The sequence below is a fragment of the Microbacterium sp. ZXX196 genome, from assembly GCF_009709595.1.
Lineage (GTDB): Bacteria > Actinomycetota > Actinomycetes > Actinomycetales > Microbacteriaceae > Microbacterium > Microbacterium excoecariae.
This window is the reverse complement of sequence record NZ_WMEE01000005.1, coordinates 20,480-44,044: the sequence shown is the minus strand read 5'-3', so window position 1 is coordinate 44,044 and position 23,565 is coordinate 20,480. Positions and strand designations below refer to the sequence as shown.

General features: G+C 72.1%; 18 protein-coding genes. 7 read left to right on the top strand and 11 right to left on the bottom strand.

Annotated elements, in window-relative coordinates; genetic code table 11:
* Nucleotides 1-15: 15 nt before the first annotated feature.
* Nucleotides 16-1,527 (bottom strand): nucleobase:cation symporter-2 family protein, encoded by a 1,512-nt coding sequence (locus GJQ66_RS06575; protein WP_155048568.1) that lies wholly within the window; start codon nucleotides 1,525-1,527, stop codon nucleotides 16-18.
* 65 nt (nucleotides 1,528-1,592) lie between these two features.
* The gene (locus GJQ66_RS06570; RefSeq protein WP_338100722.1) at nucleotides 1,593-2,114 is read right to left on the bottom strand and encodes an adenine phosphoribosyltransferase; all 522 of its coding nucleotides are present in this window, start codon (nucleotides 2,112-2,114) and stop codon (nucleotides 1,593-1,595) included.
* 95 nt (nucleotides 2,115-2,209) lie between these two features.
* Here GJQ66_RS06570 and GJQ66_RS06565 point away from each other — a divergent pair, with 95 nt between their 5' ends.
* The 3 genes from GJQ66_RS06565 to GJQ66_RS06555 are packed head-to-tail and all read left to right on the top strand — an operon-like array spanning nucleotide 2,210 to nucleotide 3,758.
* Nucleotides 2,210-2,791, top strand: coding sequence for a hypothetical protein (locus tag GJQ66_RS06565; RefSeq protein ID WP_155048567.1), 582 nt, complete (start codon nucleotides 2,210-2,212; stop codon nucleotides 2,789-2,791).
* A gap of 60 nt (nucleotides 2,792-2,851) precedes the next feature.
* The gene (locus GJQ66_RS06560) at nucleotides 2,852-3,289 is read left to right on the top strand and encodes a thioredoxin family protein (RefSeq protein WP_155048566.1); all 438 of its coding nucleotides are present in this window, start codon (nucleotides 2,852-2,854) and stop codon (nucleotides 3,287-3,289) included.
* The gene (locus GJQ66_RS06555; RefSeq protein WP_368732747.1) at nucleotides 3,282-3,758 is read left to right on the top strand and encodes a DUF4395 domain-containing protein; all 477 of its coding nucleotides are present in this window, start codon (nucleotides 3,282-3,284) and stop codon (nucleotides 3,756-3,758) included. Before GJQ66_RS06560 ends, GJQ66_RS06555 begins: the two co-directional genes overlap by 8 nt.
* On the opposite strand, the gene glgB is transcribed toward GJQ66_RS06555, so the two are convergent.
* Genes glgB through GJQ66_RS06535 form a run of 4 tightly spaced genes read right to left on the bottom strand, consistent with a single transcriptional unit; the run spans nucleotide 3,759 to nucleotide 11,027 of the window.
* Nucleotides 3,759-5,942, bottom strand: a complete 2,184-nt coding sequence (gene glgB, locus GJQ66_RS06550; RefSeq protein ID WP_155048565.1) for a 1,4-alpha-glucan branching protein GlgB — start codon at nucleotides 5,940-5,942, stop codon at nucleotides 3,759-3,761. It abuts the gene before it with no gap.
* Nucleotides 5,939-7,321, bottom strand: a complete 1,383-nt coding sequence (locus GJQ66_RS06545; RefSeq protein ID WP_368732746.1) for an aminoglycoside phosphotransferase — start codon at nucleotides 7,319-7,321, stop codon at nucleotides 5,939-5,941. Before GJQ66_RS06545 ends, glgB begins: the two co-directional genes overlap by 4 nt.
* Nucleotides 7,318-9,081 (bottom strand): maltose alpha-D-glucosyltransferase, encoded by a 1,764-nt coding sequence (gene treS, locus GJQ66_RS06540; protein ID WP_155048564.1) that lies wholly within the window; start codon nucleotides 9,079-9,081, stop codon nucleotides 7,318-7,320. The genes GJQ66_RS06545 and treS overlap by 4 nt, the downstream gene beginning before the upstream one ends.
* On the bottom strand, nucleotides 9,078-11,027 hold the full coding sequence (locus tag GJQ66_RS06535) for a maltotransferase domain-containing protein (RefSeq protein ID WP_155048563.1): 1,950 nt from the start codon (nucleotides 11,025-11,027) through the stop codon (nucleotides 9,078-9,080). Before GJQ66_RS06535 ends, treS begins: the two co-directional genes overlap by 4 nt.
* A 276-nt stretch (nucleotides 11,028-11,303) precedes the next feature.
* On the opposite strand from GJQ66_RS06535, the gene GJQ66_RS06530 reads away from it, so the two are divergent.
* From GJQ66_RS06530 to glgP, 4 genes are all read left to right on the top strand, one after another.
* Entirely contained in the window at nucleotides 11,304-11,927 is a 624-nt protein-coding gene (locus GJQ66_RS06530) for a TetR/AcrR family transcriptional regulator (protein ID WP_155048562.1), read from the top strand.
* Complete coding sequence (locus GJQ66_RS06525; protein WP_155048561.1) at nucleotides 11,924-12,505, top strand: hypothetical protein; 582 nt, start codon at nucleotides 11,924-11,926, stop codon at nucleotides 12,503-12,505. The genes GJQ66_RS06530 and GJQ66_RS06525 overlap by 4 nt, the downstream gene beginning before the upstream one ends.
* Nucleotides 12,502-14,397, top strand: coding sequence for a YhgE/Pip domain-containing protein (locus tag GJQ66_RS06520; protein ID WP_155048560.1), 1,896 nt, complete (start codon nucleotides 12,502-12,504; stop codon nucleotides 14,395-14,397). Before GJQ66_RS06525 ends, GJQ66_RS06520 begins: the two co-directional genes overlap by 4 nt.
* Before the next feature lie 198 nt (nucleotides 14,398-14,595).
* Complete coding sequence (glgP, locus tag GJQ66_RS06515) at nucleotides 14,596-17,190, top strand: alpha-glucan family phosphorylase (protein ID WP_155048559.1); 2,595 nt, start codon at nucleotides 14,596-14,598, stop codon at nucleotides 17,188-17,190.
* 4 nt (nucleotides 17,191-17,194) lie between these two features.
* Here glgP and glgX read toward each other — a convergent pair whose 3' ends face one another.
* The 5 genes from glgX to dnaK all read right to left on the bottom strand — a co-directional run bounded on the left by glgX (nucleotide 17,195) and on the right by dnaK (nucleotide 23,402).
* Complete coding sequence (glgX, locus tag GJQ66_RS06510; protein WP_155048558.1) at nucleotides 17,195-19,342, bottom strand: glycogen debranching protein GlgX; 2,148 nt, start codon at nucleotides 19,340-19,342, stop codon at nucleotides 17,195-17,197.
* Between the two features lie 76 nt (nucleotides 19,343-19,418).
* On the bottom strand, nucleotides 19,419-19,853 hold the full coding sequence (locus GJQ66_RS06505) for a heat shock protein transcriptional repressor HspR (protein ID WP_155048557.1): 435 nt from the start codon (nucleotides 19,851-19,853) through the stop codon (nucleotides 19,419-19,421).
* Between the two features lie 53 nt (nucleotides 19,854-19,906).
* On the bottom strand, nucleotides 19,907-20,863 hold the full coding sequence (locus GJQ66_RS06500) for a DnaJ C-terminal domain-containing protein (RefSeq protein WP_155048556.1): 957 nt from the start codon (nucleotides 20,861-20,863) through the stop codon (nucleotides 19,907-19,909).
* Between the two features lie 74 nt (nucleotides 20,864-20,937).
* Nucleotides 20,938-21,546 (bottom strand): nucleotide exchange factor GrpE, encoded by a 609-nt coding sequence (locus GJQ66_RS06495; RefSeq protein WP_155048555.1) that lies wholly within the window; start codon nucleotides 21,544-21,546, stop codon nucleotides 20,938-20,940.
* Nucleotides 21,546-23,402 (bottom strand): molecular chaperone DnaK, encoded by a 1,857-nt coding sequence (gene dnaK, locus GJQ66_RS06490; protein ID WP_155048554.1) that lies wholly within the window; start codon nucleotides 23,400-23,402, stop codon nucleotides 21,546-21,548. The genes GJQ66_RS06495 and dnaK overlap by 1 nt, the downstream gene beginning before the upstream one ends.
* Between the last annotated feature and the right edge of the window lie 163 nt (nucleotides 23,403-23,565).

Below are 23,565 nucleotides of genomic sequence, written 5' to 3'. Positions count from 1 at the left end.
GCGGGCCGGGGTTCGTCAGTGCGCGCCGGGTTCCGGCTCGGGGTCGGGGACGACGACGTGCGCCGCGACCGGGTTGCCGTCGGCGTCGACGGTCTCGAGAGCCGCCCCGTCCTTGCCGAGGATCTGCACGGGGATCAACCCCGTTCCCGTGGCGTCGGGGTGCACGAGGGCGGCGGCCGCCGGCCCGCGCAGCCCGTCGTACGTCGGCAGCGCCGGGTCCTTCCCGTATCGGGAGCTCGCGCCGCCGAGCAGGAGGTTGAGGAGGATCGCGCTGATCGCGCCCGCCGAGATGCCCGAGTCGAAGATGAGCTGGAACCATGTGGGCATCTGGTGGTAAATGTTCGGCGACACGGTCGGGAGCAGCGCGATCCCGACCGACAGCGCGACGATGAGGATGTTGCGGTTGTCGAAGCGCACCTTCGTGAGCGTCCGGATCCCGCTGGCCGCCACCATGCCGAACAGGGCGATCCCCGCGCCGCCGAGGACTGCGCGCGGCACGCCCTCCACGACCGCCGACACCTTCGGCAGCAGGCCGAGGATCACGAGGATCACGCCCGCCATCGTCGCGACGAACCGCGAACGCACCCCCGTCAGCGAGACGAGCCCGACGTTCTGCGCGAACGCCGTGTAGGGGAACGTGTTGAACACGCCGCCGAGCATCGTGCCGAGCCCGTCGGCCCGCAGGCCGTCGGCGAGCTGGCGGCGCGTGACGGGCTTGTCGACGATCTCGCCCACGGCGATCATGTCGCCCGTCGTCTCGGTCATAATCACGACGCCGACAATGAGCATCGACAGGATCGGCACGATCTCGAAGGTCGGCACGCCGAAGTGGAACGGGGTCACGACCGCGAACCACGCCGCCTCCCCCACCCCGGAAAAGTCGGTCATTCCCGGCACGAACGCGGCGATGATCGTCCCGATCACGAGGCCGAGGAGCACGGAGACGCGGGCGAGGGCAGGCGGTGCGAAGCGCTCGATGAGGACGATGAGCGCGAGCGTACCCGCCGCGAAGGCCAGCTGCAGGCCCGAGGCGGATCCGTCGGCGGATCCGTCCACGATCCACCCGGCCGCGACGCTCATGAGCGACAGGCCGATGATGAGGATGACGGTGCCCGTCACGATCGGCGGGAAGAAGCGCAGGAGCTGCGCGAAAAAGGGCGCGACGAGGACCATGAACAGACCGCACGCAATCGTGGCGCCGAACACGGCCGTGATCGGATAGCTCTGCCCGATCGCGACCATGGGCCCGACGGCGGCGAAGGTGACACCCTGCATGAGCGGCAGCCGCACGCCGAAGCGCCAGAAGCCGATGGACTGCACGATCGTCGCGATTCCCGCGATGAACAGGTCGGCGCTGATGAGGAACGCCAGGTCCTCCCCGGAGAACCCGAACGCACCGCCCACGATCAGCGGCACCGCGACGGCGCCCGCGTACATCGCGAGCACGTGCTGCAGCCCGAGCGGGAACAGCCGCGCGAACGGGGGAATCGTGTCGACGCCGTTGGCGCCCGTGCGGGTGGAGCTCATGCCGCGACGCTAATCGCGCCGCGTTGCGCGCGTGTTTCCGCGCGCGAACGGATCCGCGCCCCGCGTCAGGCGGTGAACAGGGCGTGCACGTCGTCGCCCGCGTGCGCGCGACCGCCGAGGCCGTCGAGCTCGAGAACGACGGCGGATCCGGCGGTCTCGGCCCCGAGGTCGGCGATGATCTGGCGGGCCGCCGCGATCGTGCCGCCGGTCGCGAGCACGTCGTCGACGAGGAGGACACGCGCGCCGGGCTGCAGCACGCCGGGCGCCTCGATCGTCGCCGTGCCGTACTCGAGCGCGTAGGAGACGGCCGCCGCGGGCTTCGGGAGCTTGCCGGCCTTACGGATCGGCAGCATGCCCACGCCCTCCGCCGCCGCGATGAAGCCCGCGATCAGGAAGCCGCGCGCCTCGATGCCGCCGACGATGTCGAACCGGCCGCGGAACGGCTCGGCGAGGGCCTCGCCCACCGCGCGCAGCGCGGCGGCGTCGGCGAACAGCGGCGACAGGTCGCGGAACAGCACGCCGGGCTCGGGGTAATCGGGCGTCGTGGCGATGAGCGATTCGGCGCGGGCGAGATCGGGGGAGGTCACGGCCACGAGCGTACCGGGCGGCGCTGGGAGATGCGGAGCCCGCCGGATCCGCCCGGCGCGGGCGGTCGCGGGCCCGGCGCCCCTACCCTGGAGGCATGAGCGATCACCTGCAGGCCGACGCCGACCCCGAACGCTGGGTGCCCCTGCGCGGATCCGGCCTCGGCAGCGGGCGCCGCCGCCGCGCCGCCGTGCGCATGCTCATGACGACGGCGGGGATCGCGCAGGGGCAGCCCGGATCGGGCCTCATGAGCTTCATCGCCGGCCGCGTCGTCAAGGCCGGCCTCAAGAACGCGGACGGCCGCTACCTCGCGTGGTCCTGGAAGGAGGACGCGCACGCGCTCGCCGCGCTCGCGCAGGTCCAGGCGCTCACGCCGCAGGTGCGCACGGCCCGGGCGATGATGCCCATGGAGTACGACGACACCGAGGACTTCTCGAACCCGCACCTCGGATCCGGCGAGAAGCTCGTCATGGACGCGCCCACGCGCCCTGGCACCCCGCCGTTCGCGATGTACACCTGGGACACCGGCACGCACCTCGTCACCCTGCAGGCCGTCAGCCCCGACCGCGAGCGCTTCCTCACCTTCCTGCCGCACATCGACGCGCTCGCCCGCACGGTCCGCTTCGTCGAGGACCTCGAGGTCGGCGAGTCGAACGTGCTGCGCCTGCCGCCGGCCTAACGCGTCACAGTCCGTCACAGACGGCGCCACCGTGGGCGAGACGGGCTTACCGTCGATCGCATGTCCCCGCTTCTCGCCGCCGCCCTCGTGATCGGGGTGCTCGCCGTGGCCGCGCTCGCCGGCGCGTGGATCCGGCGCCGCGATGGCCGCGCCCGCGCCACCGACGCCCGGGCGATCACGCCCGACATGCTCGCGGCGGATCCCGGATCCTTCGGGGATCGCGCCACCCTCGTGCAGTTCAGCACCGAGATGTGCGCGCGGTGCCCCGGCACCCGACGCCTGCTCGGCCAGCTCGCGAGCGAGACCGACGGCGTGGGCTACGTCGACGTGGACCTCACCCACCGCACCGACATCGCCCGCGCCTTCGACGTGCTCCAGACCCCGACCGTGCTCGTGCTCGACGCCGCGGGCATCCAGCGCACCCGCATCGGCGGCGCGCCCCGCCGCGAGGACGTTCTCGCCTCCCTCCCCGCCGCCGGAGAGCCCGCCCGTGTCTGAGCGCGGCCTCGACCCGCGCGGCCCGCGCTTCGCCGCGGGCATCACGACCGTGCTCCTCGTCGTGGCGCTCTTCCTCGCGCTGAGCGGCACCGCCGCGGCCCCCGCGGGGACGACGACGCTCGCGGAGCGCGCGGCGGATCCCGGGTTCCTCCTCCTCGCGGTGATCGCGGCGCTGTTCCTGTGGGGCGTCGCGTCGCCGGCGACCGCGCCGTGGGGCGTGCTGTTCCGCCGCGTGATCGCGCCGCGGCTGACGCCGCCTGCCGAGCGCGAGGATCCGCGCCCTCCGCGGTTCGCGCAGGGCGTCGGCCTCGCCGTCACGGTGGTGGGCATCGTGCTGCACCTCGCGGGCGTCCCGTGGGCGCTGCCGATCGCCGCCGCCGCGGCGCTGGTCGCGGCCTTCCTCAACGTGGCCTTCGGCGTCTGTCTCGGCTGCATGATGTACCTCGGCCTCGCGCGCCTGCGCGGCTGATCAGCGCGCCGGGCGCAGCCACACCGTCGCGAGCGGCGGCACCGTGATCTCCGCGTGCGCGGGGAAGCCGTACCACTCCCCGCCCACGGCGTCCACGCCGCCGAGGTTTCCCATGCCGCTGCCGGCATAGGCCTCGGCGTCGGTGTTTACGACCTCGTCCCAGCGCCCGGCGTGCGGGAGGCCGACGCGGTAGCCCGTGCGGGGCACCGCCGAGAAGTTCGACACGCATACCAGGGCGGATCCGTCCGGCGCGGTGCGGAGGAAGACGAACACGTTGCTCGCCGCGTCGTCCGCGTCGATCCACCGGAACGACGCGGGGTGCGCGTCCCCCGCCCAGAGCGCCGGGGTGTCCCGGTAGGCGCGGTTGAGGTCGCGGATCGCGGCATGCACGCCGCGGTGCTCGGGGTGGTCCAGGAGCCACCAGTCGAGCTCGCGCGACTCGGCCCACTCGGCGTCCTGCGCGAACTCCCCGCCCATGAAGAGCAGCTGCTTGCCGGGGTGCGCCCACATGAAGGCGAAGAACGCCCGGAGCGTCGCGAGCTGCCGCCACCGGTCCCCCGGCACCCGGCGGAGGAGGGATCCCTTGCCGTGCACGACCTCGTCGTGCGACAGCGGCAGCACGTAGTGCTCGCTCCACGCGTAGGACGAGGCGAACGTCATCTCGTGGTGATGATGCGAGCGGTGCACGGGATCCCGCGAGACGTACTCGAGCGAGTCGTGCATCCACCCCATGTTCCACTTGAAGCCGAAGCCCAGCCCGCCCGTGTCGGTCGGGCGGGTCACGCCGGGCCACGCGGTGGACTCCTCCGCGATCATGACGATCCCCGGCACCCGGCGGTAGGCCGTCGCGTTCGTCTCCTGCAACAGCGCCACGGCCTCGAGGTTCTCGCGCCCGCCGTGCACGTTGGGCGTCCATTCGCCCTCCTCGCGCGCGTAGTCGAGGTAGAGCATCGAGGCGACGCCGTCGACCCGCAGGCCGTCGGCGTGGAACTCCTCGAGCCAGTACAGCGCGTTGGCGTAGAGGAAGTTGCGCACCTCGCGGTGGCCGAAGTCGAAGATGTGGGATCCCCACTGCCGGTGCCAGCCGCGCTGCGGGTTCGGGTCCTCGTACAGGGGCTGGCCGTCGAACAGCGACAGGGCCCACGGGTCCGTCGCGAAGTGCCCCGGCACCCAGTCGAGGATGACGCCGATGCCCGCCTGGTGCAGGCGGTCGACGAGCAGACGGAAGCCGTCCGGATCCCCGAACCGGCTGTCCGGCGCGTAGTACCCCGTCACGTGGTAGCCCCAGGATCCGCCGAACGGGTGCTGCATGACGGGCATGAACTCGACGTGCGTGAAGCCGAGGTCGGCCACGTACGCGACGAACTCGTCGGCGAGGTCGGCGTAGCTGCGGCCGCGGCGCCACGAGCCGAGGTGGACCTCGTAGATCGACATCGGCTCGTCGAGCAGGCGGCGCTCCTGGCGATCCGTCATCCACTCCGCGTCGCCCCACGCGTACGCCGAGTCGTGCACGATGCTCGCGGTGGCCGGGGGGCGCTCCGCGAACCGGGCGAGCGGATCCGCCTTCTCGTGCCACGCGCCATCGGCCTGGAGGATCGCGAACTTGTAGTGCGCGCCGGCGCCCACCCCGGGGACGAAGAGCTCCCACACCCCGGACGTGCCGAGCTGGCGCATCGGGTGCTCGCGGCCGTCCCACGCGTTGAAATCGGCCTTCACCCGCACGCCCCGGGCGCGCGGGGCCCAGACGGCGAAGGACACCCCGGTGACGTCGGGGTTCCGGCCGAGCCCGTCGAAGGTGCGCACGCGGGCGCCGAGCACGCGCCACAGGTGCTCGTGGCGCCCCTCACCGATGAGGTGCAGGTCGACCTCGCCGACCGACGGCAGGAAGCGATAGGGGTCGTCGGCCGTGTGCGCGAGACCGTCGGCGTAGGTCGTCACCAGGCGGTAGTCGGGCACCTCGTCGGTCTCGACGACGCCCGCCCACACGCCGAATCCCTCGTGGAGGAGCGGCACCTCGCCGCCCGCGTACCGCACCGCGACGGAGTCGGCCAGCGGGCGCAGCGCGCGCACCGTCACGCCGTCGGCCGACGGGTGAGCGCCGAGCACGGCGTGCGGATCCCCGTGGCGGCCGTCCGCGATCATCTCGAGGACCTCGGCGGGAAGGGGGCGGGGGCGAGGGGTCATGCGGTCTCCTCCTCGTGGCCGAGGCGCGCGATCGCCTCGAGCGGAATGGCGATCCAGGTCGGCCGGTTGCGCGCCTCGTAGACCGCCTCGTACACGGCCTTGTCGGCGACGTAGGCGTCAACGAGGAGGGCGTCGGCGGCGCCGGGGGTGCCCGCCTCCTCGGCGTACGCGGCGAGGAACGCGGCGCGCGCGGTGGCGGCCCAGGCCGCGCACTGCGCGGCCGCCTCCTCGCCGTCGGTTCCCTCGCCGGGGCTCAGGCGCACGACGCCCGGCGCGTAGTCGAAGGAGCGCAGCATGCCGGCGACGTCGCGCCAGGCGCTGTCGGGGCGAAGGCGATCGACGAGCGGGCGGGCCGGCTCCCCCTCGAAGTCCACGATCCGCCACCCGCGGGAGGTGCGGAGGCTCTGGCCGAGGTGGAGGTCGCCGTGCACGCGCTGCACGCGGAGTCCGGAAAGCTCCGCGACGCGCGCGAAGAGCCCGCGGATCCGCGGGGCGTGCGCGTCGAGCTCGGGGACGGCGAGGATCGCCTCGTCGAGGCGCTGCCGCATCGCGTCCGCGAGCGCCACGGCCGCCTCGGGGCCGCGCTCCTCGGCGCCGAACGCCTCCGCGAGGCGCGCGTGGATCCGGGCGACCGCGCGGCCGAGCTCGGCGGCCTCACCCGCATAGGCGGCCGGGTCGCCGCCGGGCTCCGCGATCATCGCGCGCACGCTCGACATCGCCAGCTCGAAGCCGTCGGTGGCCGTGCGCAGGTACTCCTGGATCATCCCGAGCCGCAGCGGTACCCCCGCGCCGCGCGAGGTGATCCAGCCGTACAGGGGTGCGACGTCGTCGCTGCCGGCCGCCGTGAGGGCGCGGTGGATCTCGATGTCCGGGTTCTCCCCCGGGGTGACGGTGCGGAAGAGTTTCATGATCGCCTGGTCGCCGAAGCGGACCGACGAGTTCGACTGCTCCCCCGTCAGCGGCGCGGCCGCCCCTGCGTCCGCCAGCTCCTCCGGATCCGCGCGAAAGAAGCGCATCCCCGGCACGTCGGCCGGGTGCTCGGGGGTCGCCGAGGCGAAGGCGTCAAGCCACAGCGCCATGGCCTCGCGGTCGTGCACGGCGTCGTAGACCCACCCCTCGTGCCCCGACACGAGCGCGTGCTCGACGCGCGCGACCGCCTCCGCGTACCAGGACAGCGGCACCTGATACACCTCGGATCCGCCGGCCGCGTCGTCGTACGCGACCGTCACGAGATGCACGGCCACGACCGGGGAGCCCCCGACGCCGGCGAGGCGGGCGATCTCGCGCACGGAAGCGACGCGGAAGTCGCGCCCCTTGCCCGCGAACCACCTCGTCCGCGGCAGGTAGGCCGCGAACTCCTCCGGCGCCGGCGACCTCACAGCAGGCCGCCCTCGGATCCCGTCGGCGGTGCCTGCATGCGGAACCACAGGAACGCGTGCCCCCCGAGCGTGAGGAAGTACGGCAGCTCGCCGACGGCGGGGAACGGGACCCCGCCGAGGATCTCGACCGGCACGAGGCCCTGGAATCGACGCAGGTCCAGCTCGACCGGCTGCGGGAACTGCGAGAGGTTGTTGACGCAGAGGACGATCTCGGTCGTGCCGTCGCCCTTCTCGTGCTCCCGCGAGAAAGACAGCACCGAGGGGTTCGAGCCGCCGAGGTCGTTGAACCCGCCGAGGCCGAACGCCGGGTGCCGGCGACGCGCGCTCATCATGTGGCGCGTCCAGTTCAGCAGGCTCGAGTGGTTGTCCTGCTGCGCCTCGACGTTGACCGACTGGTAGCCGTAGACGGGGTCCTGCACGAGCGGCAGGGCGAGCTTGCCGGGCGTCGCGCGCGAGAACCCCGCGTTGCGGTCGCTCGACCACTGCATGGGGGTGCGCACCCCGTCGCGGTCGCCGAGCCAGATGTTGTCGCCCATCCCGATCTCGTCTCCGTAGTAGAGCACGGGCGATCCGGGCAGGCTCAACAGCAGGGCCGTGAACAGCTCGATCTGGTCGATATCGCCGTCGAGGAGCGGGGCGAGCCGGCGACGGATCCCGATGTTCGCCTTCATGCGCGGATCCTTCGCGTACTCCGACCACATGTAGTCGCGATCCTCCTCCGTGACCATCTCGAGCGTCAGCTCGTCGTGGTTGCGGAGGAACACGCCCCACTGGCACCCGGAGGGGATCGACGGCGTCTCGGCGAGGATCTCGCTGATCGGGAAGCGCGACTCGCGCCGCACCGCCATGAAGATGCGCGGCATGACGGGAAAGTGGAAGCACATGTGGCACTCGTCGCCACCCGTCTCCGGATCCCCGAAGTAGTCCACGACATCGGCGGGCCACTGGTTCGCCTCCGCGAGCAGGACCCGGCCCGGGTATTCCGCGTCGACGATCCGCCGGATCTTCTTGAGGAAATCGTGGGTCTCGGGGAGGTTCTCGCCGTTCGTGCCCGGGCGCTCGAACAGGTACGGCACGGCGTCGAGGCGGAAACCGTCGAGCCCCATGTCGAGCCAGAACCGCATCGCGTCGATGACGGCCTCGCCCACCGCGGGGTTGTCGTAGTTCAGGTCGGGCTGGTGGTGGAAGAAGCGATGCCAGAAGTACTGCCCGCGCACCGGATCCCAGGTCCAGTTGCTCGGCTCGGTGTCGACGAAAATGATCCGCGCGTCCTCGTAGAGCTCGTCCGTGTCGCTCCACACGTAGAAGTCGCCGTAGGGGCCGTCGGGATCCGCGCGCGACGCCTGGAACCACGGGTGCTCGTCGCTCGTGTGGTTGACGACGAAGTCGATGATGACGCGGATCCCGCGCTCGTGGGCCGCCGCGATGAACGCCCGGACGTCGTCGGTCGAGCCGACGGCGGGGTGCACCCCGGTGAAGTCAGACACGTCGTATCCCCCGTCGCGCAGCGGCGAGGGGAAGAACGGCGGCAGCCAGACGCAGTCGATGCCGAGCCACTGGAGGTAGTCGAGCTTCTCGGTCAGGCCGCGGAAATCGCCCTGGCCATCCCCGTCGCTGTCGTGGAACGAGCGCACCAGCACCTCGTAGAACACGGCCGTCTTGAACCACTCCGGCTCGGATGCCGCGCCCGGGGTATCCGGGAACGGCTCGTCGGAGATGACGGGGATCGAGGTCGTCAGGGGGAAGGAATCCGAGCTCATGCGGCGCTCCTCACGGTGAGAACATGGGCGACCTCGCGGCCGGGATCGAGCACGACGTCGTTGTGCTCACCCCACCACCAGTCCGCACCGGTGAGGTGCTCGTGCACGGCGAAGCGCTCGGGGAGGCCGAGCGCCTGCCAGTCGAGGTGCACGGTCGTGGCGCGCGCGCCGTGCGGGTCGAGGTTCAGCACGACGATGACGGTGCCGTCGCCGTGGCCCTTCGTGAACACGAGGACGTGGTCGTCGTCGGACCAGTGCACGCGCAGGTCGCGGAGGCCCCGCAGCGCGGGGATCTCGCGGCGCAGCGCGTTCAGGCGCGCGATGAAGGGCGCGATCGTGCGGCCCGCCGTGGCCGCGCCGTCCCAGTCGCGGATCCGGATCTGGAACTTCTCGCTGTCGAGGTACTCCTCGGATCCGGGCCGCACCGCGACGTGCTCGCAGAGCTCGAAGCCCGCGTACATGCCCCAGGTCGGCGACGCGAGCGCGGCCAGCGCGGCGCGGATCCGGAAGGCGGCGGGGCCGCCGTCCTGCAGGAACGCGTGCAGGATGTCGGGCGTGTTCGGCCAGAACGCGGGGCGCAGGAGGTGGTCGGACGCGGTCGCGACCTCGCGGAGGTAGTCCTCGATCTCGCCCTTCTGGGTCCGCCAGGTGAAGTACGTGTACGACTGGTGGAACCCGGCCGCGCCGAGCGCGTGCATCATCGCGGGGCGCGTGAAGGCCTCGCTGAGGAAGACCACGTCGGGATCCGTCTCGCGGATCCGCCGGAGCAACCACTCCCAGAACGCGACCGGCTTGGTGTGCGGGTTGTCGACGCGAAAGATGCGGATCCCGCGCGCGATCCAGAACCGCAGGATCCGCTCGGCCTCGGCGAAGATGCCGGCGGGGTCGTTGTCGAAGTTGATCGGGTAGATGTCCTGGTACTTCTTCGGCGGGTTCTCGGCGTAGGCGATCGTGCCGTCGGCGCGCGTCGTGAAGAACTCGGGGTGCTCCGACACCCACGGGTGGTCCGGAGCCGCTTGCAGCGCGAAGTCCATCGCGACCTCGAGCCCCAGCGACGTCGCCTTCTTCACGAACGCGTCGAAGTCCTTCAGCGTGCCGAGGTCGGGGTGGATCGCGTCGTGGCCACCGTGGCGCGATCCGATCGCCCACGGGGATCCCACGTCGTCGGGTGCCGGGTCGAGCGTGTTGTTCGCGCCCTTGCGGTGCACCTCGCCGATCGGGTGCACGGGCGGCAGATACAGCACGTCGAAGCCCATCTCCACGACACGCGGGAGGCTCTTCTGGGCCGTGCGGAAGGTGCCGCTTTCCACCCGGCCGCCTGCTCCCACCCGGGCGCCCTCGCTGCGGGGGAAGAACTCGTACCAGGCGCCGACGAGCGCGCGCTCGCGGTCGACCTGCAGCGGAAAGGGCCCCGCGACGGTGAGGAGGTCGCGCAGCGGCTGGTCACGGAACGCCCGGCGCACCTCGGGCGAGGTGAGGGCGGCGAGCCGGGCCTCGGCGGGCCGCGCCTCGTCGACCGCGGCGGCGCGGGCGGCGGCGAGCGCGTCGGACGGGCCGTACTCCGCGGCCACCCGGTCGAGGAGGATCCGCGCCTCGAGGAACATCAGCTCGACGTCGATGCCCGCGCGGATCTTGATCTCGGCGTCGTGCAGCCAGGTCGCGAGCGGATCCGCGTACGCCCGCACCTCGAACGCCGCGTCCCCCGGGGCGCCGGTCGTCACCCACGCCTCGTAGCGGTCCGTGCCACGCGCGATCTCGCGCATCCGCACGGGCGTGGCGCGGGACCCGTCCGGGCCGATCAGGACGACCTCGGCGCCGAGCCGGTCGTGGCCCTCGCGGAAGACGGTCGCGCGGATCGGCTGCGCCTCGCCCTCGGCCGCCTTCGCCGGCCTCGCCCCCTCGTGGACCAGGGGATGAACATCGACGATGGGGATGCGGCCGACCATGCAGTCACCGTAGACTGGCGGCACGCGGGGCGAAAGGGGCGGGCGCGAAGGGTTCACGCGCGCTTAACGTGGCGTGCGTTTTCACCCCCGCCCCGACCTCCCCCCACGGCGCCCGCAAACACAACGCAGTCAATTTTCGGCCGCGTGCCCGGCGATCGGCGGAATCCGGATTCGGACACCGACTTGTGACGGCGTTGCGTCGGGGGGGTGGTGACGGCGGATGACGGCCGCACGAGATAACTTGCACAGTGTTGTGCACATTATTATGCTGGCGGCATGACTTCTCCCCGCCGGCGCGACGCCGTCGCCAACCGCGAGGCGCTCCTCGAGGCCGCCGCCCGCGTCCTCCGGACCGCGCCCGACGCCTCGATCGACGCGATCGCGGCCGAGGCCGGTCTCAGCCGGCGCGCAATCTACGGCCACTTCCCGTCCCGCGACGCGCTCGTGTCCGAGCTGCTTGCCCGGGGCACCGAGCGCGTCTCCGCGGCGGTCGCGGACCTCGCGGATCCGGATCCGGCGCGCCTGGTCGCACGGCTCGGCTTCGCGCTCTGGCGCGAGGTCGCGCACGTCCGGCTCGTCGCGCGCTCGCTCGTGACGGGGCCGTGGGAGGCCGACGTCGCGGCGGGCATGGCGCCCGTGCGCCGCTCGCTGCGCGAGGCCCTGGCGCGCGGGCGGGACGCCGGCGTGTTCCGCCGCGACGTCGATGTCGACGTCACGGCGCGCCTCATCGAGGAGACCGCGATCGCGGTTCTGGACGTCGCCGTCGACGGCGCGCTCGGCGATGACGAGGCGGCCCGCCTCGTCGCCGTCAGCGCCCTCGGCCTCGCCGGGCTCGGGGCCGAGCAGGCGGCCGCCGTGGCGGAGGACGCACGCGCGGCCGATCGCGGGGAGATCGCATGATCCTCGCGGCCGAGGCCGTCGCGAAGGGCCCGCTCGAGCACACCTCGCTCGTCGTCCGCGCGGGCGAGGTCGCGCTCGTCGCGGTCCCGGGCGGGCAGCGCCCCACGCTGCTCGGCCTCGTGCTGTCCGGGCGCATGTCGCCCGCCCAGGGCGCCGTCACGCTCGACGGGGCCGCGGATCCGCGCGCCCTCCGCCGCCGCGTCGCACTCGTCGACAGCCCCGAGGCCTCCGCGCCGCACGACGGGATCCGGCTCGGCGCGGTGGTGCGCGAGGAGCTCGTCTTCGCCGGCATCCGCCGCCCGCGCCGGGCCGCCCCTCGCCTCCTCGCCGACGAGGGCCTGTCCCCGCGCGCGCGGCTCGGCGACCTCGCGCCCGCCGAGCGCACCCGCGTCCTCGCCCGCACTGCCGCCGCGCGCGCGGGCGTCGACGCGCTCGTGTTCGTCTCCCCCGAGCGCCACGGCGGCGACGCGGCCGCCTGGCTCGACACGGCGCACGCATGGGCCGCGCGCCGATACGCTGTCGTCGTGATCGCGTCGGCCGCCGCGGTCCGCCAGGCGGAAGAAGGCGAGCGGGCATGAGGCGGATCCAGACCCTCGTCGCGACCGAGCTGCGGCGCCTGACGGCCTCACCCATGGCGACCCTGGCGCTCGTCGCCCTCATGATCGTGCCCGTCATCTACGCGGGGCTCTACCTGTGGGGAAACGACGACCCATACGGGCGCCTCGAGGAGGTGCCGGCCGCGCTCGTGGTCACCGACGAGGGCGTGACAAGGGACGGGGAAACGACCAACTACGGCGCGGAGGTCCGCGACCAGCTCGTCGAGGACGGCGCCCTGGAATGGCACGTGACGGGCGCGGACGAGGCCGCCGACGGGTTGCGCGCGGGCACCTACGACTTCGTCGTCACCTTCGGGCCCGACTTCTCGCGCCACCTCGCCTCGATTGACGACGACGACCCCGTGCAGGCCGAGGTGGAGCTCACGACCAACGACGCCAACAGCTACCTCGCCGGGACGATCGCCGACACCGTCACGGAGACCGTCCGCGCGGGCCTCGCCCGCGAGGTCGGCGAGGAGTCCGCCCGGACGCTCCTCGACAGCGTCGCGACGATCCGCGCGGGCCTCGTGGACGCCGCCGACGGCGCGGGCGAGGTGGCGGACGGCGCGGCGACCGCGGCGAGCGGCGCTACGGCCCTGGCCGACGGATCCCAGACGGCGCGGACCGGCGCCGACGACCTCGCGGCGGGCCTCGCGGAGCTGCGGGATGGATCCGCCGACCTGCCCGAGCAGACCGCGTCGCTCGCGGACGGCGCGCGCCAGGTCGCCGACGGCAACGCCCAGCTCGAGGACGCGGTGACGCCCGCAGCCGAGGCGATAGACGACGCGGTCTCGGACCTCCCGAGCGAGGCCGAGCTGCGGAGCGACCTCGAGGAGGCGGGCCTCGCGAGCGACGAGATCGATCGCGTGCTCGAGCTCGTCTCGCCCCTCCACGACGACATCGAGGCCGCCAACACCGACGTGCAGGCGGCCGCGGCCGCGGTCGCGCAGCTCGCCGACGGGTCGGGCGCGGTCGCCGACGGCGCGTCCCGGCTCGCGGACGGCGTCCCCGACCTCGCGAGCGGCATCGCCGAGGCCGCGACCGGATCCGAGACCCTCGCCAGCGGCGTGACCTCGCTCGCCAACGGATCCGCCGACCTCGCCGACGGGCTGGGCGACCTGGACGCGGGCTCGGCCGAGCTCGCGGACGGGCTCGCCGACGCCACCCAGGACATCCCCGACCAGACGGCCGAGGAGCGCCAGACCGCCGCGCGCATGGTCGCGGATCCGGTCTCCGTCTCGGAGGACGCCACGAGCGCCGCGTCGTCCTACGGCGCCGGCATGGCGCCGTTCTTCATCAGCCTCGCGGCCTGGATCGGGATCTACGCGCTGTTCCTCATCGTGAAGCCGTACTCGGCGCGCGCCGTGACGGCCCTGCGCCGGCCGCTCGCGATCACCCTCGGGGCCTGGGCCACGCCGGCGCTCCTCGGGATCGCGCAGATGCTCGCCGTCTTCGCGATCGTGCGGTTCGCGCTCGGCTACGACGTCGCCCAGCCCGCCGCGATGCTCGCCTTCCTCGCGCTGACGTCGGCGACGTTCGCGGCGATCGTCCTCGCCCTCAACGTCCTCCTCGGCAGCGTCGGGCAGTTCCTCGGCCTCATCCTCATGGTGCTCCAGCTCGTGACGGCGGGCGGCACGTTCCCGTATCAGACCCTGCCGGCGCCGCTCCGGATCCTCCACGAGGCGCTCCCCATGAGCCACGCGGTCGACGGGATCCGCCAGCTCATGTACGGCGGGGATGCGGGCCGCGCCTGGGCCGCGGCGGCCTTCCTGGGGGTCTGGCTCGCGGCGGCACTCGGCGTCACGCTCGCCGCGCTCTGGCGCATGACGCGCACCCGCACGCTGCGCGACCTGCGCCCGTCGCTCATCGGGTAACCCCTGCCCCCCGACACAACGCAGTCAATTTTTCGCGCGGCGGGCCGCGATCCGTGGCGCCTCGTCGCGGGGACCGAAAATTGTCTGCGTTGTGTTTCCCCGGCGAACCGGCCGGCACCCGCTCGCCGCCGATGACTGCGTGTGAACCCCGCGTGAAAACCTCGCGCCGCGTGGGGTCCGCGGTCTACTCTCGGCGCTATGCGCGCCATTCGACGCTTCACCGTCCGCCCCGTCCTCCCCGAGCCCCTCGCCGCCCTCGGCGCGCTGGCGGCGAACCTGCGCTGGTCCTGGGACCCCGCGACGCAGGACATCTTCGCCGAGGTCTCGCCCGAGGTCTGGGAGCGCCGGAAGGATCCCGTCCGGGTCCTCAGCGACGTCCCCGCCGCGCGGTGGGGGGAGCTTGAGCGCGACGAGGGCTTCCTCGCCCGGCTCGCGTCGGCGGCGACGGGCCTCGAGGCCTACCTCACCGAGGACCGCTGGTACCAGCGCGCGTGCCCGGACGGGCCCGCCCAGGTCGCGTACTTCTCCCCGGAGTTCGGCATCGCCGCCGCGCTGCCCCAGTACTCCGGCGGGCTGGGGATCCTCGCGGGCGACCACCTGAAGGCCGCGAGCGACCTGGGCGTGCCGATCGTCGGCGTGGGCCTGTTCTACGCCCACGGCTACTTCAAGCAGTCGCTCTCCCGCGACGGCTGGCAGGTCGAGTCCTACCCCGTGCTCGACCCGAACGAGCTGCCCGTCCGGCCGCTCCGCGAGGCCGACGGCACCCCGGCGACGATCTCGATCGACATGCCCGGCGGGCCCGCCCTGATCGCGAAGATCTGGGTCGCGCACGTGGGGCGCGTCCCGCTGCTCATGCTCGACACGGACCTCGAGGGCAACCCGGACCACTACGTCGCGGTCACCGATCGCCTCTACGGCGGCGGCGGCGAGCACCGCCTGCGCCAGGAGATCCTGCTGGGCGTGGGCGGGGTGCGGGCGCTGCGGGCGTTCAGCCGCATCACGGGCGCGCCGGTCCCCGAGGTGCACCACACGAACGAGGGCCACGCGGGGTTCCAGGGCCTGGAGCGGATCCGCGAGCTCACGGATCCCTCCGGGGCCGGGCTGAGCGTCGACGAGGCGCTCGCGATGAACCGGGCCTCGACGATCTTCACGACGCACACGCCCGTGCCCGCCGGCATCGACCGCTTCGACCGCACCCTCATCGAGCAGTACTTCGCGACCGAGGGCGGCGCGACGCCCGGTGTCCCCGCCGAGCGCGTCCTCGCCCTCGGCGCCGAGAGCTACGACGGCGGCGATCCGGGCGTGTTCAACATGGCCGTGCTCGGCTTCCGGCTCGGCCAGCGCGCGAACGGGGTGAGCGAGCTGCACGGCCACGTCAGCCGCGACATGTTCCACGGCCTGTGGCCCGCGTTCGACGAGGCGGAGGTGCCGATCGGATCCATCACGAACGGCGTGCACGCGCCGACCTGGGTCGCGCGCGAGCTGCGCGAGCTCGTCACGGCGCTCGGCGCCGACGCCGACGGCGATCCGGAGGAGTTCGCCCGGTCACTCGAGGGCGCCGACTTCGCGCGGGTCTGGGAGATCAAGCGCGTCCTCCGCGAGCGCCTCGTGCTCGACGCGCGCCGCCGGGTCCGGCGCGCGTGGCAGAAGCGCGGCGCGGCGGAGGCGGAGCTCGGCTGGATCGACGACGCCCTCGACCCCGACGTGCTCACGATCGGCTTCGCGCGGCGCGTGCCCTCGTACAAGCGCCTGACGCTGATGCTCCGGGATCCGGCGCGCCTCAAGGCGTTGCTGACGGATCCGGAGCGCCCCATCCAGCTCGTCATCGCCGGCAAGGCCCACCCGAACGACGACGGCGGCAAGAAGCTCATCCAGGACATGGTGCGCTTTGCGGACGACCCCGAGGTGCGCCACCGCATCGTGTTCCTCCCCAACTACGACATCGCCATGGCGCAGCCGCTCTACCCGGGCTGCGACGTGTGGCTCAACAACCCGCTGCGCCCCTACGAGGCGTGCGGCACGAGCGGCATGAAGGCCGCGCTCAACGGCGGCCTGAACCTGTCGATCCTCGACGGCTGGTGGGACGAGTGGTTCGACGGCGAGAACGGCTGGGCGATCCCGTCGGCCGACGGGCTGCCGGATCCGTCCGCGCGCGACGACCTCGAGGCCCAGGCCCTCTACGAGATCCTCGAGCGCGAGGTCGTGCCGCGGTTCTACGACCGCGACGAGCGGGGCCTCCCGGCGCGCTGGCTCGAGATGATGCGGCACACGATCGAGTCGCTCGGCCCGAAGGTGCTCGCCACGCGCATGGTGCGCGATTACGTCACGGCGCTGTACCTGCCCGCGGCCGCCAGCACGCGCGCGCTCGGATCCGACTACGCGGGCGCCCGCGACCTCGCCGCGTGGGAGGAGCGCGTGGGCGCGGGGTGGGGATCCGTGCGGGTCGAACACGTCGAGTCGGCCGGGGCGGGCGACGTCGCCGAGGTCGGGGCCGCGCTCTCCGTGCGCGCCTTCGTCGGCCTGGGCGAACTGGCGCCGAGCGACGTCGCGGTGCAGCTCGTCCACGGCCGCGCCCGCGGCGACGACGAGATCGCCGACGCCCAGGTGACGACGCTCGCGGTGTCCGAGTCGTACGAGGGCGGGCGGTTCTGCTTCACGGGGACCCACACGCTGGAGCGGCCGGGCCCCTTCGGGTACACCGTGCGCATCGTCCCCGCGCACGCCCACCTCACGAGCCCGGCCGAGACCGGCCTCGTGGCCTTCGCCGACGCGCCCGAGGTGCCGGAGGGGTAGCCCCTCAGGCCGCCCGCGCCACGACGATGCACCGGGCCGTGATCGTGTCAGCCTGACCGACGACCGCGGACGAGCCGAGGGGGATCCGCGGATCCGTCGACAGCACGACCTCGCCCTCCGGCATGAACTCGGCGACCGCCGAGGCGACCTCGACGTCCTCGTCGGCCGCGTTGATCCAGACGATGAACGAGCGGTCGATGACCTGTTCGCCGCGCAGGCCCGGCTCGCGCAGCGGCCCGCCGGAGAGGAAGAAGCCGAGGGTGCGGAGGCCCGGATCCGCCCAGTCCTCCTCCGTCATCCGCCGCCCCGCGGGGTGCAGCCACGCGAGGTCGTCCGGGCCACCCTCGAGCGTCGGCTCGCCCTGGAACCAGTGCCGCTGCCGCAGCACGGGGTGGTCGCGCCGCAGCTGCAGGGCGCGTCGGGTCTGCTCGTAGACGTCGAGCCATGCGTCGTCGGCAGACCAGTCGACCCAGCTGATCTCGTTGTCCTGGCAGTACGCGTTGTTGTTGCCGCCCTGCGTGCGCCCGCGCTCGTCGCCGGCCGTGATCATGGGGACCCCGTTCGACAGGGCGAGGGTCACCATGATGTTCGCCGCCTGTCGGCGCCGGACCGCGACGATCTGCTCGTCGTCCGTCTCCCCCTCGACGCCGTGGTTGTTCGAGCGGTTGTCGTCGGATCCGTCGCGGTTGTCCTCGCCGTTTTCCTCGTTGTGCTTGTGCGCGTAGCTCACGAGATCGCGCACCGTGAAGCCGTCGTGCGCCGTGACGAAGTTCACCCCCGCGTACGCCCAGCGCCCGTCGTCGCGGTACAGGTCCGAGGATCCGGCCACGCGCGTGGCCACCTCCGACATGTTGCCCTCCCCGCGCCAGAGGTCGCGGATAGCGCCGCGGTACTGGTCGTTCCACTCGACCCACGGCGCCGGCATCTGCCCGACGAGGTACCCGTCCATCGACGCGTCCCACGGCTCCGCGATGAGCTTGACGTGACGCAGGACCGGATCCTGATCCACCGCCGTGAGGAAAGAGCACGCCATGTCGATGTCGTACCCCGTGCGGGTGAGCGCGCTCGTCAGGTCGAACCGGAACCCGTCGACGTGCATCTCGTTGACCCAGTACCGGAGCGAGTCCATGATGAGGCGCAGCATCATCGGCTCCGAGGTGTCGACGGTATTGCCGCAGCCCGTGACGTCCCAGTAGCTGTCGTCGAACGCGTCGTCGGAGTGCGGCACGATGCGCTTGTACGCGCCGCGATCGTCGAGCCCGCGAAACGACAGGACGGGGCCCGCGGATCCCGCCTCGGCCGTGTGGTTGTAGACGACGTCGAGGATCACCTCGAGGCCGGCGGCGTGGAAGGCCCGCACCATGTCCTTGAATTCGGCGACCTGGCCGCCCCGGTCGCCGCGCGAGGAGTACGCGCCGTGCGGCGAGAAGAACGCCGCCGTGTTGTACCCCCAGTAGTTCGTCGCGCCGCGCTCGAGCAGGGCCGGCTCCGAGAAGAACTGCTGCGTCGGCAGCAGCTCGACGGCCGTGACCCCGAGGTCCTTGAGGTAGTCGATGACGTGGGGGTGGGCGAGCCCAGAGTAGGTGCCGCGGATCTCCTCCGGCACGCGGTCGTGCAGCTGCGTGAAACCCTTCACGTGCAACTCGTAGACGACGGTGTCGCGCCACGCCGTCTTGGGCTGCTCGTCGTCGCCCCAGTCGTAGGAGCGATCCACGACAACGCTGCGCGCGGTCACGGGGGCCGAGTCGTCGTCGTTGCGGGCGCCGTGATCGTCCCACTCGTGCGCGAACAGCGGCTGTTCCGGGACGATCTCGCCGCTCGTGGCGTGGGCGTACGGATCCAGGAGCAGCTTGTGGATGTTGAACCGGTACCCGTTCTCGGGATCCCACGGCCCGTCCGCCCGGAATCCATAGAGCTGGCCCGGCTCGACCCCAGGCAGGGCCCCGTGCCAGATGCCGAGGTCCTTCTCCGAGAGCGGGACGCGCCGCTCGGCGCCGGACTCGTCGAACAGGCAGACCCACACGCCCGTCGCGTCGGGCGCGTAGACGGCGAAGTTCGTCGCCTCGGGGTGCCAGGACGCGCCGAGCGGCCAGTTGCGTCCGGGCCAGACGGCGGTGGTCTCGCCGACGTGATTCCAGGTCTTCGGGCTCATGGCCACATCATGCACGGTCCGGGCCGAACGAGGCGGCCCGGACGCGAGGAATTCTCGAAGCCGTCACACGGGGGCCTCAGTCCTGACGCGGGGGCCGCCACAGCACGACGTCGGTCTGGCGGCGGATGCGGGTTGTGCCCGTCAGCGTGACGACGCCGCCCGCCGCGTTCGTCGCGAACACACGGGCGCCGGGGCGCGTGGCGCGCTCCTCCCGGAGCTCGCTCGCGAGGGTCCGCACCTCGTCGCGCAGCGCCTGCACCTCGTTCTCGAGGTCGAGCATGCGCTGGATGACGGCAAGCGGCACGCCCTCGGCCGACAGCCGCTGGACCTCGCGCAGCTGCGCGATGTCGATCGCGGAGTACCGACGGGATCCGCCGCGCGTGCGGCCCGGGACGACGAGGCCGATCCGGTCGTACTGCCGGAGAGTCTGCGGATGCATGCCCGACAGCTCGCTCGCGGCCGCGATCGGGAAGATCGGGTCGCTCGGGCTCACGCCGTCTGGCAGCTGCATGTCACGTTCCTTCGCGGTCTCGTCGTCTCACTCTGGCAAATGCCGGGGCCGGATCAGTGGAACAGGCCCGCGCGCGGGTTTTCGCCCGACTCGAGGTCGCGGAAGCGCTCGAGCGCCTCGCGCTGCGCGTCGGAGAGGTGCGTCGGGACGGCGATCTCCAGCTCGGCGAGGAGGTCGCCCGTGCCCTTGGCGGTCGCGATCCCGCGGCCCTTGACGCGCAGTATGCGGCCGGACGGCGTGCCGGGTGCGACGCGCAGGCGCACGGGCTCACCCTCGAGGGTCGGCACCTCGATCGTCGCGCCGAGCACGGCCTCGGTGAAGGTCACGGGCACGGTGAGCCGGAGGTTCCGGCCGTCGCGCGTGAAGACGCGATGCGGGCGCACCGACACCTCGACGACGATGTCGCCGTTCTCGCCGCCGTTCGCCGACGGGCGGCCGCGACCGCGCAGCCGGATCTTCTGCCCGTCGCCTACGCCCGCGGGGATCTTCACCTTGAACGGCTTGCCGTCCTCGCCGCGCAGCGAGATCGTCTCGCCCTTCGCGGCCGTCGTGAAGTCGATGGTCGTGCGGGCGCGCACGTCGGCGCCCTTCTGGGGGCCGCCGAAGCCGCCGCCGTACCCGCCGAAGCCGCCGCGCGGCCCCCCGCCGGTCGAGGCGTTGAACATCGAGAAGATGTCGTCGAAGTCGGGATTACCGCCCCCGCCGCGCGAGAAGCGGCTGAAGACGTCCTCAAAGCCGCCGGCGCCGGATCCGCCCGCCGTGAAGCGCGCCCCGGATCCCATCGCCCGCAGCTCGTCGTACTCCTTGCGCTGCTCCGGGTCGGAGAGCACCGAGTACGCCTCGCTGATCTCCTTGAATTTCGCCTCGGCCGCCTGGTCTCCGGGGTTGGAGTCCGGGTGGTACGTGCGGGCGAGCTTGCGGTAAACCTTCTTCAGCTCGGCCTCGCCGACGTCCTTCGAGACGCCCAGGACGGTGTAGAAGTCCTTATCGAACCAGTCCTGACTGGCCATGTGCATCCTCCTGCTCGTGTGGCGGCGGCGCGGACCCTCGTGGATCCGCGCCGCCGCCGGGGAGAAATTCGCTCCTACTCGGCGGGAACCGCGACGACGACCTTGGCCGGCCGCAGCTCGACGTCGCCCAGGCGGTACCCCACCTCGACGACCTCGAGAACGGTCGAACCGGTCGCGCCCGGGGTGGGCTGCTGGAAGACGGCCTCGTGGCGCTGCGGGTCGAACTCCTCGCCCGCCTCGCCGTAGGCGACGACGCCCGTGCGCTCGGCGACGCCGCGCATCTTCTCGGCCACGAGCGCGAACGCCGTGCCCTCCTCCAGGTCGCCGTGCTTGGCGGCGCGGTCGAGGTCGTCGAGCACGCTCAGCATGCCCTTGGCGACCTCGCCCTTCGCGCGGTCGATGTCGACCTGGCGCTGCTCCTCGGTGCGGCGACGGTAGTTGGCGTACTCCGCCTGGATCCGCTTGAGGTCGTGCAGGAGCTGCGTCTCGTAGTCGCTCTTCTCCTGCTCCGCCGCCTCGTCGGTCTGCTCGGCGTCGAGGATCTCGTCGACCGTCAGGCCGTCGTCCTCCGTCGACTGGTCGCCAGCGGGTGCGCCCTCGGCGGGGGCAGCGTCTGCCCCCGCCTCGGCGTCCGGCTGGACCTGGTCGTCGCCGTTCGGCTCGATCGGGTCCTTGTCCGTCATTACTTGTTCTTCTCGTCCTCGTCGTCGACGACCTCGGCGTCAATGACGTCCTCGTCGTCCGAGGATCCGTCGGCCGGGGCCTCCTGCGCGCCCTCGGGAGCCTCCTGCTGCGCCTGCGCGTAGAGCGCCTCGCCCAGCTTCGTCTGGCTCTCGTTGAGCTTGTCGAACGCCGCCTTCACGGCGTCGTCGTCCTCGCCCGCGAGCGCGGTCTTGAGGGCCTCGACGTCGGTCTTCACCTCGGTCTTGACGTCCTCGGGCAGCTTGTCGTCGTTCTCCTCGATGAGCTTCTCGATCGAGTAGGACAGCGTCTCCGCCTGGTTGCGGACGTCGGCGGCCTCGCGGCGCTTCTTGTCCTCCTCCGCGTGCTCCTCGGCCTCGCGGACCATGCGGTCGATGTCCTCCTTGGCGAGCGAGGATCCGCCCGTGATGGTCATCGACTGCTCCTTGCCCGTGCCCTTGTCCTTCGCCGAGACGTGAACGATGCCGTTCGCGTCGATGTCGAACGTGACCTCGACCTGCGGCAGGCCGCGGGGCGCGGGGGCGATGCCCGTGAGCTCGAAGGTGCCGAGCGGCTTGTTGTCGCGGGTGAACTCGCGCTCGCCCTGGAAGACCTGGATCGCGACCGAGGGCTGGTTGTCCTCCGCCGTCGTGAAGGTCTCGCTGCGCTTGGTCGGGATGGCCGTGTTGCGCTCGATGAGCTTCGTCATGATGCCGCCCTTGGTCTCGATGCCGAGGGACAGGGGCGTGACGTCAATGAGCAGGACGTCCTTGCGCTCGCCCTTCAGCACGCCGGCCTGGAGGGCGGCGCCGACGGCGACGACCTCGTCCGGGTTGACGCCCTTGTTGGCCTCCTTGCCCGTCTCGCGCTTGACGAGCTCGCTCACGGCGGGCATGCGGGTGGATCCGCCGACGAGGACGACGTGGGCGATGTCGCTCAGCTTGACGCCCGCCTCACGGATGACGTCGTCGAAGGGCTTCTTCGTGCGCTCGAGGAGGTCCTTGGTAAGGTCCTCGAACTTGGCCCGCGTGAGGGTCTCGGACAGCGACGCCGGGCCCTGCTCGGTGAGCGAGAGGTACGGGAGGCTGATCGTCGTCGAGGCCGAGCTCGAGAGCTCCTTCTTGGCCTGCTCGGCGGCCTCCTTGAGGCGCTGCAGCGCGATCTTGTCGCCCGAGACGTCGACGCCCGAGGTGTTCTTGAACTGCGTGATCAGCCAGTCGACGATCCGCTGGTCCCAGTCGTCGCCACCGAGGCGGTTGTCGCCGGCGGTGGCGCGGACCTGGATCGTGGAGAAGTCGTCGTCCTTGCCCACCTCGAGCAGCGAGACGTCGAACGTGCCGCCACCGAGGTCGAAGACGAGGATGAGCTCGTCCTCCTGGCCCTTGTCCAGGCCGTAGGCGAGGGCCGCCGCGGTCGGCTCGTTGACGATGCGCAGGACGTTCAGGCCCGCGATCTCGCCGGCCTCCTTCGTGGCCTGACGCTCGGCGTCGTTGAAGTAGGCGGGGACCGTGATGACGGCGTCGGTCACGGTGTCGCCGAGGTACTGCTCGGCGTCGCGCTTGAGCTTCATGAGGATGCGCGCCGAGATCTCCTGCGGCGTGTACTTCTTATCCTCGACCGTGAAGGTCCAGTCGGTGCCCATGTGGCGCTTGACCGACGCGATCGTGTGGTCGACGTTGGTGACGGCCTGACGCTTGGCGGTCTCGCCGACGAGCACCTCGCCGTCCTTCGCGAAGGCGACGACCGACGGGGTCGTGCGCATGCCCTCGGCGTTGGCGATGACCTTCGGCTCGCCACCCTCGAGGACGGACACGACCGAGTTGGTGGTTCCGAGGTCGATTCCCACAGCACGTGCCATGTTGTTGCTCCGTTTCGTTGAGGAAGCCTGCTCGCGAGAGTTGAGTCGCGATGGCTCAAGCGTAGAACACCTCTCGCGGGAAGTCAAGAAACTTGATATGACTCGACTAAAGTTTCGTCTTGTGCGGCGCGCACGGGATCCCCCACCCGTCACCCGCACGCGA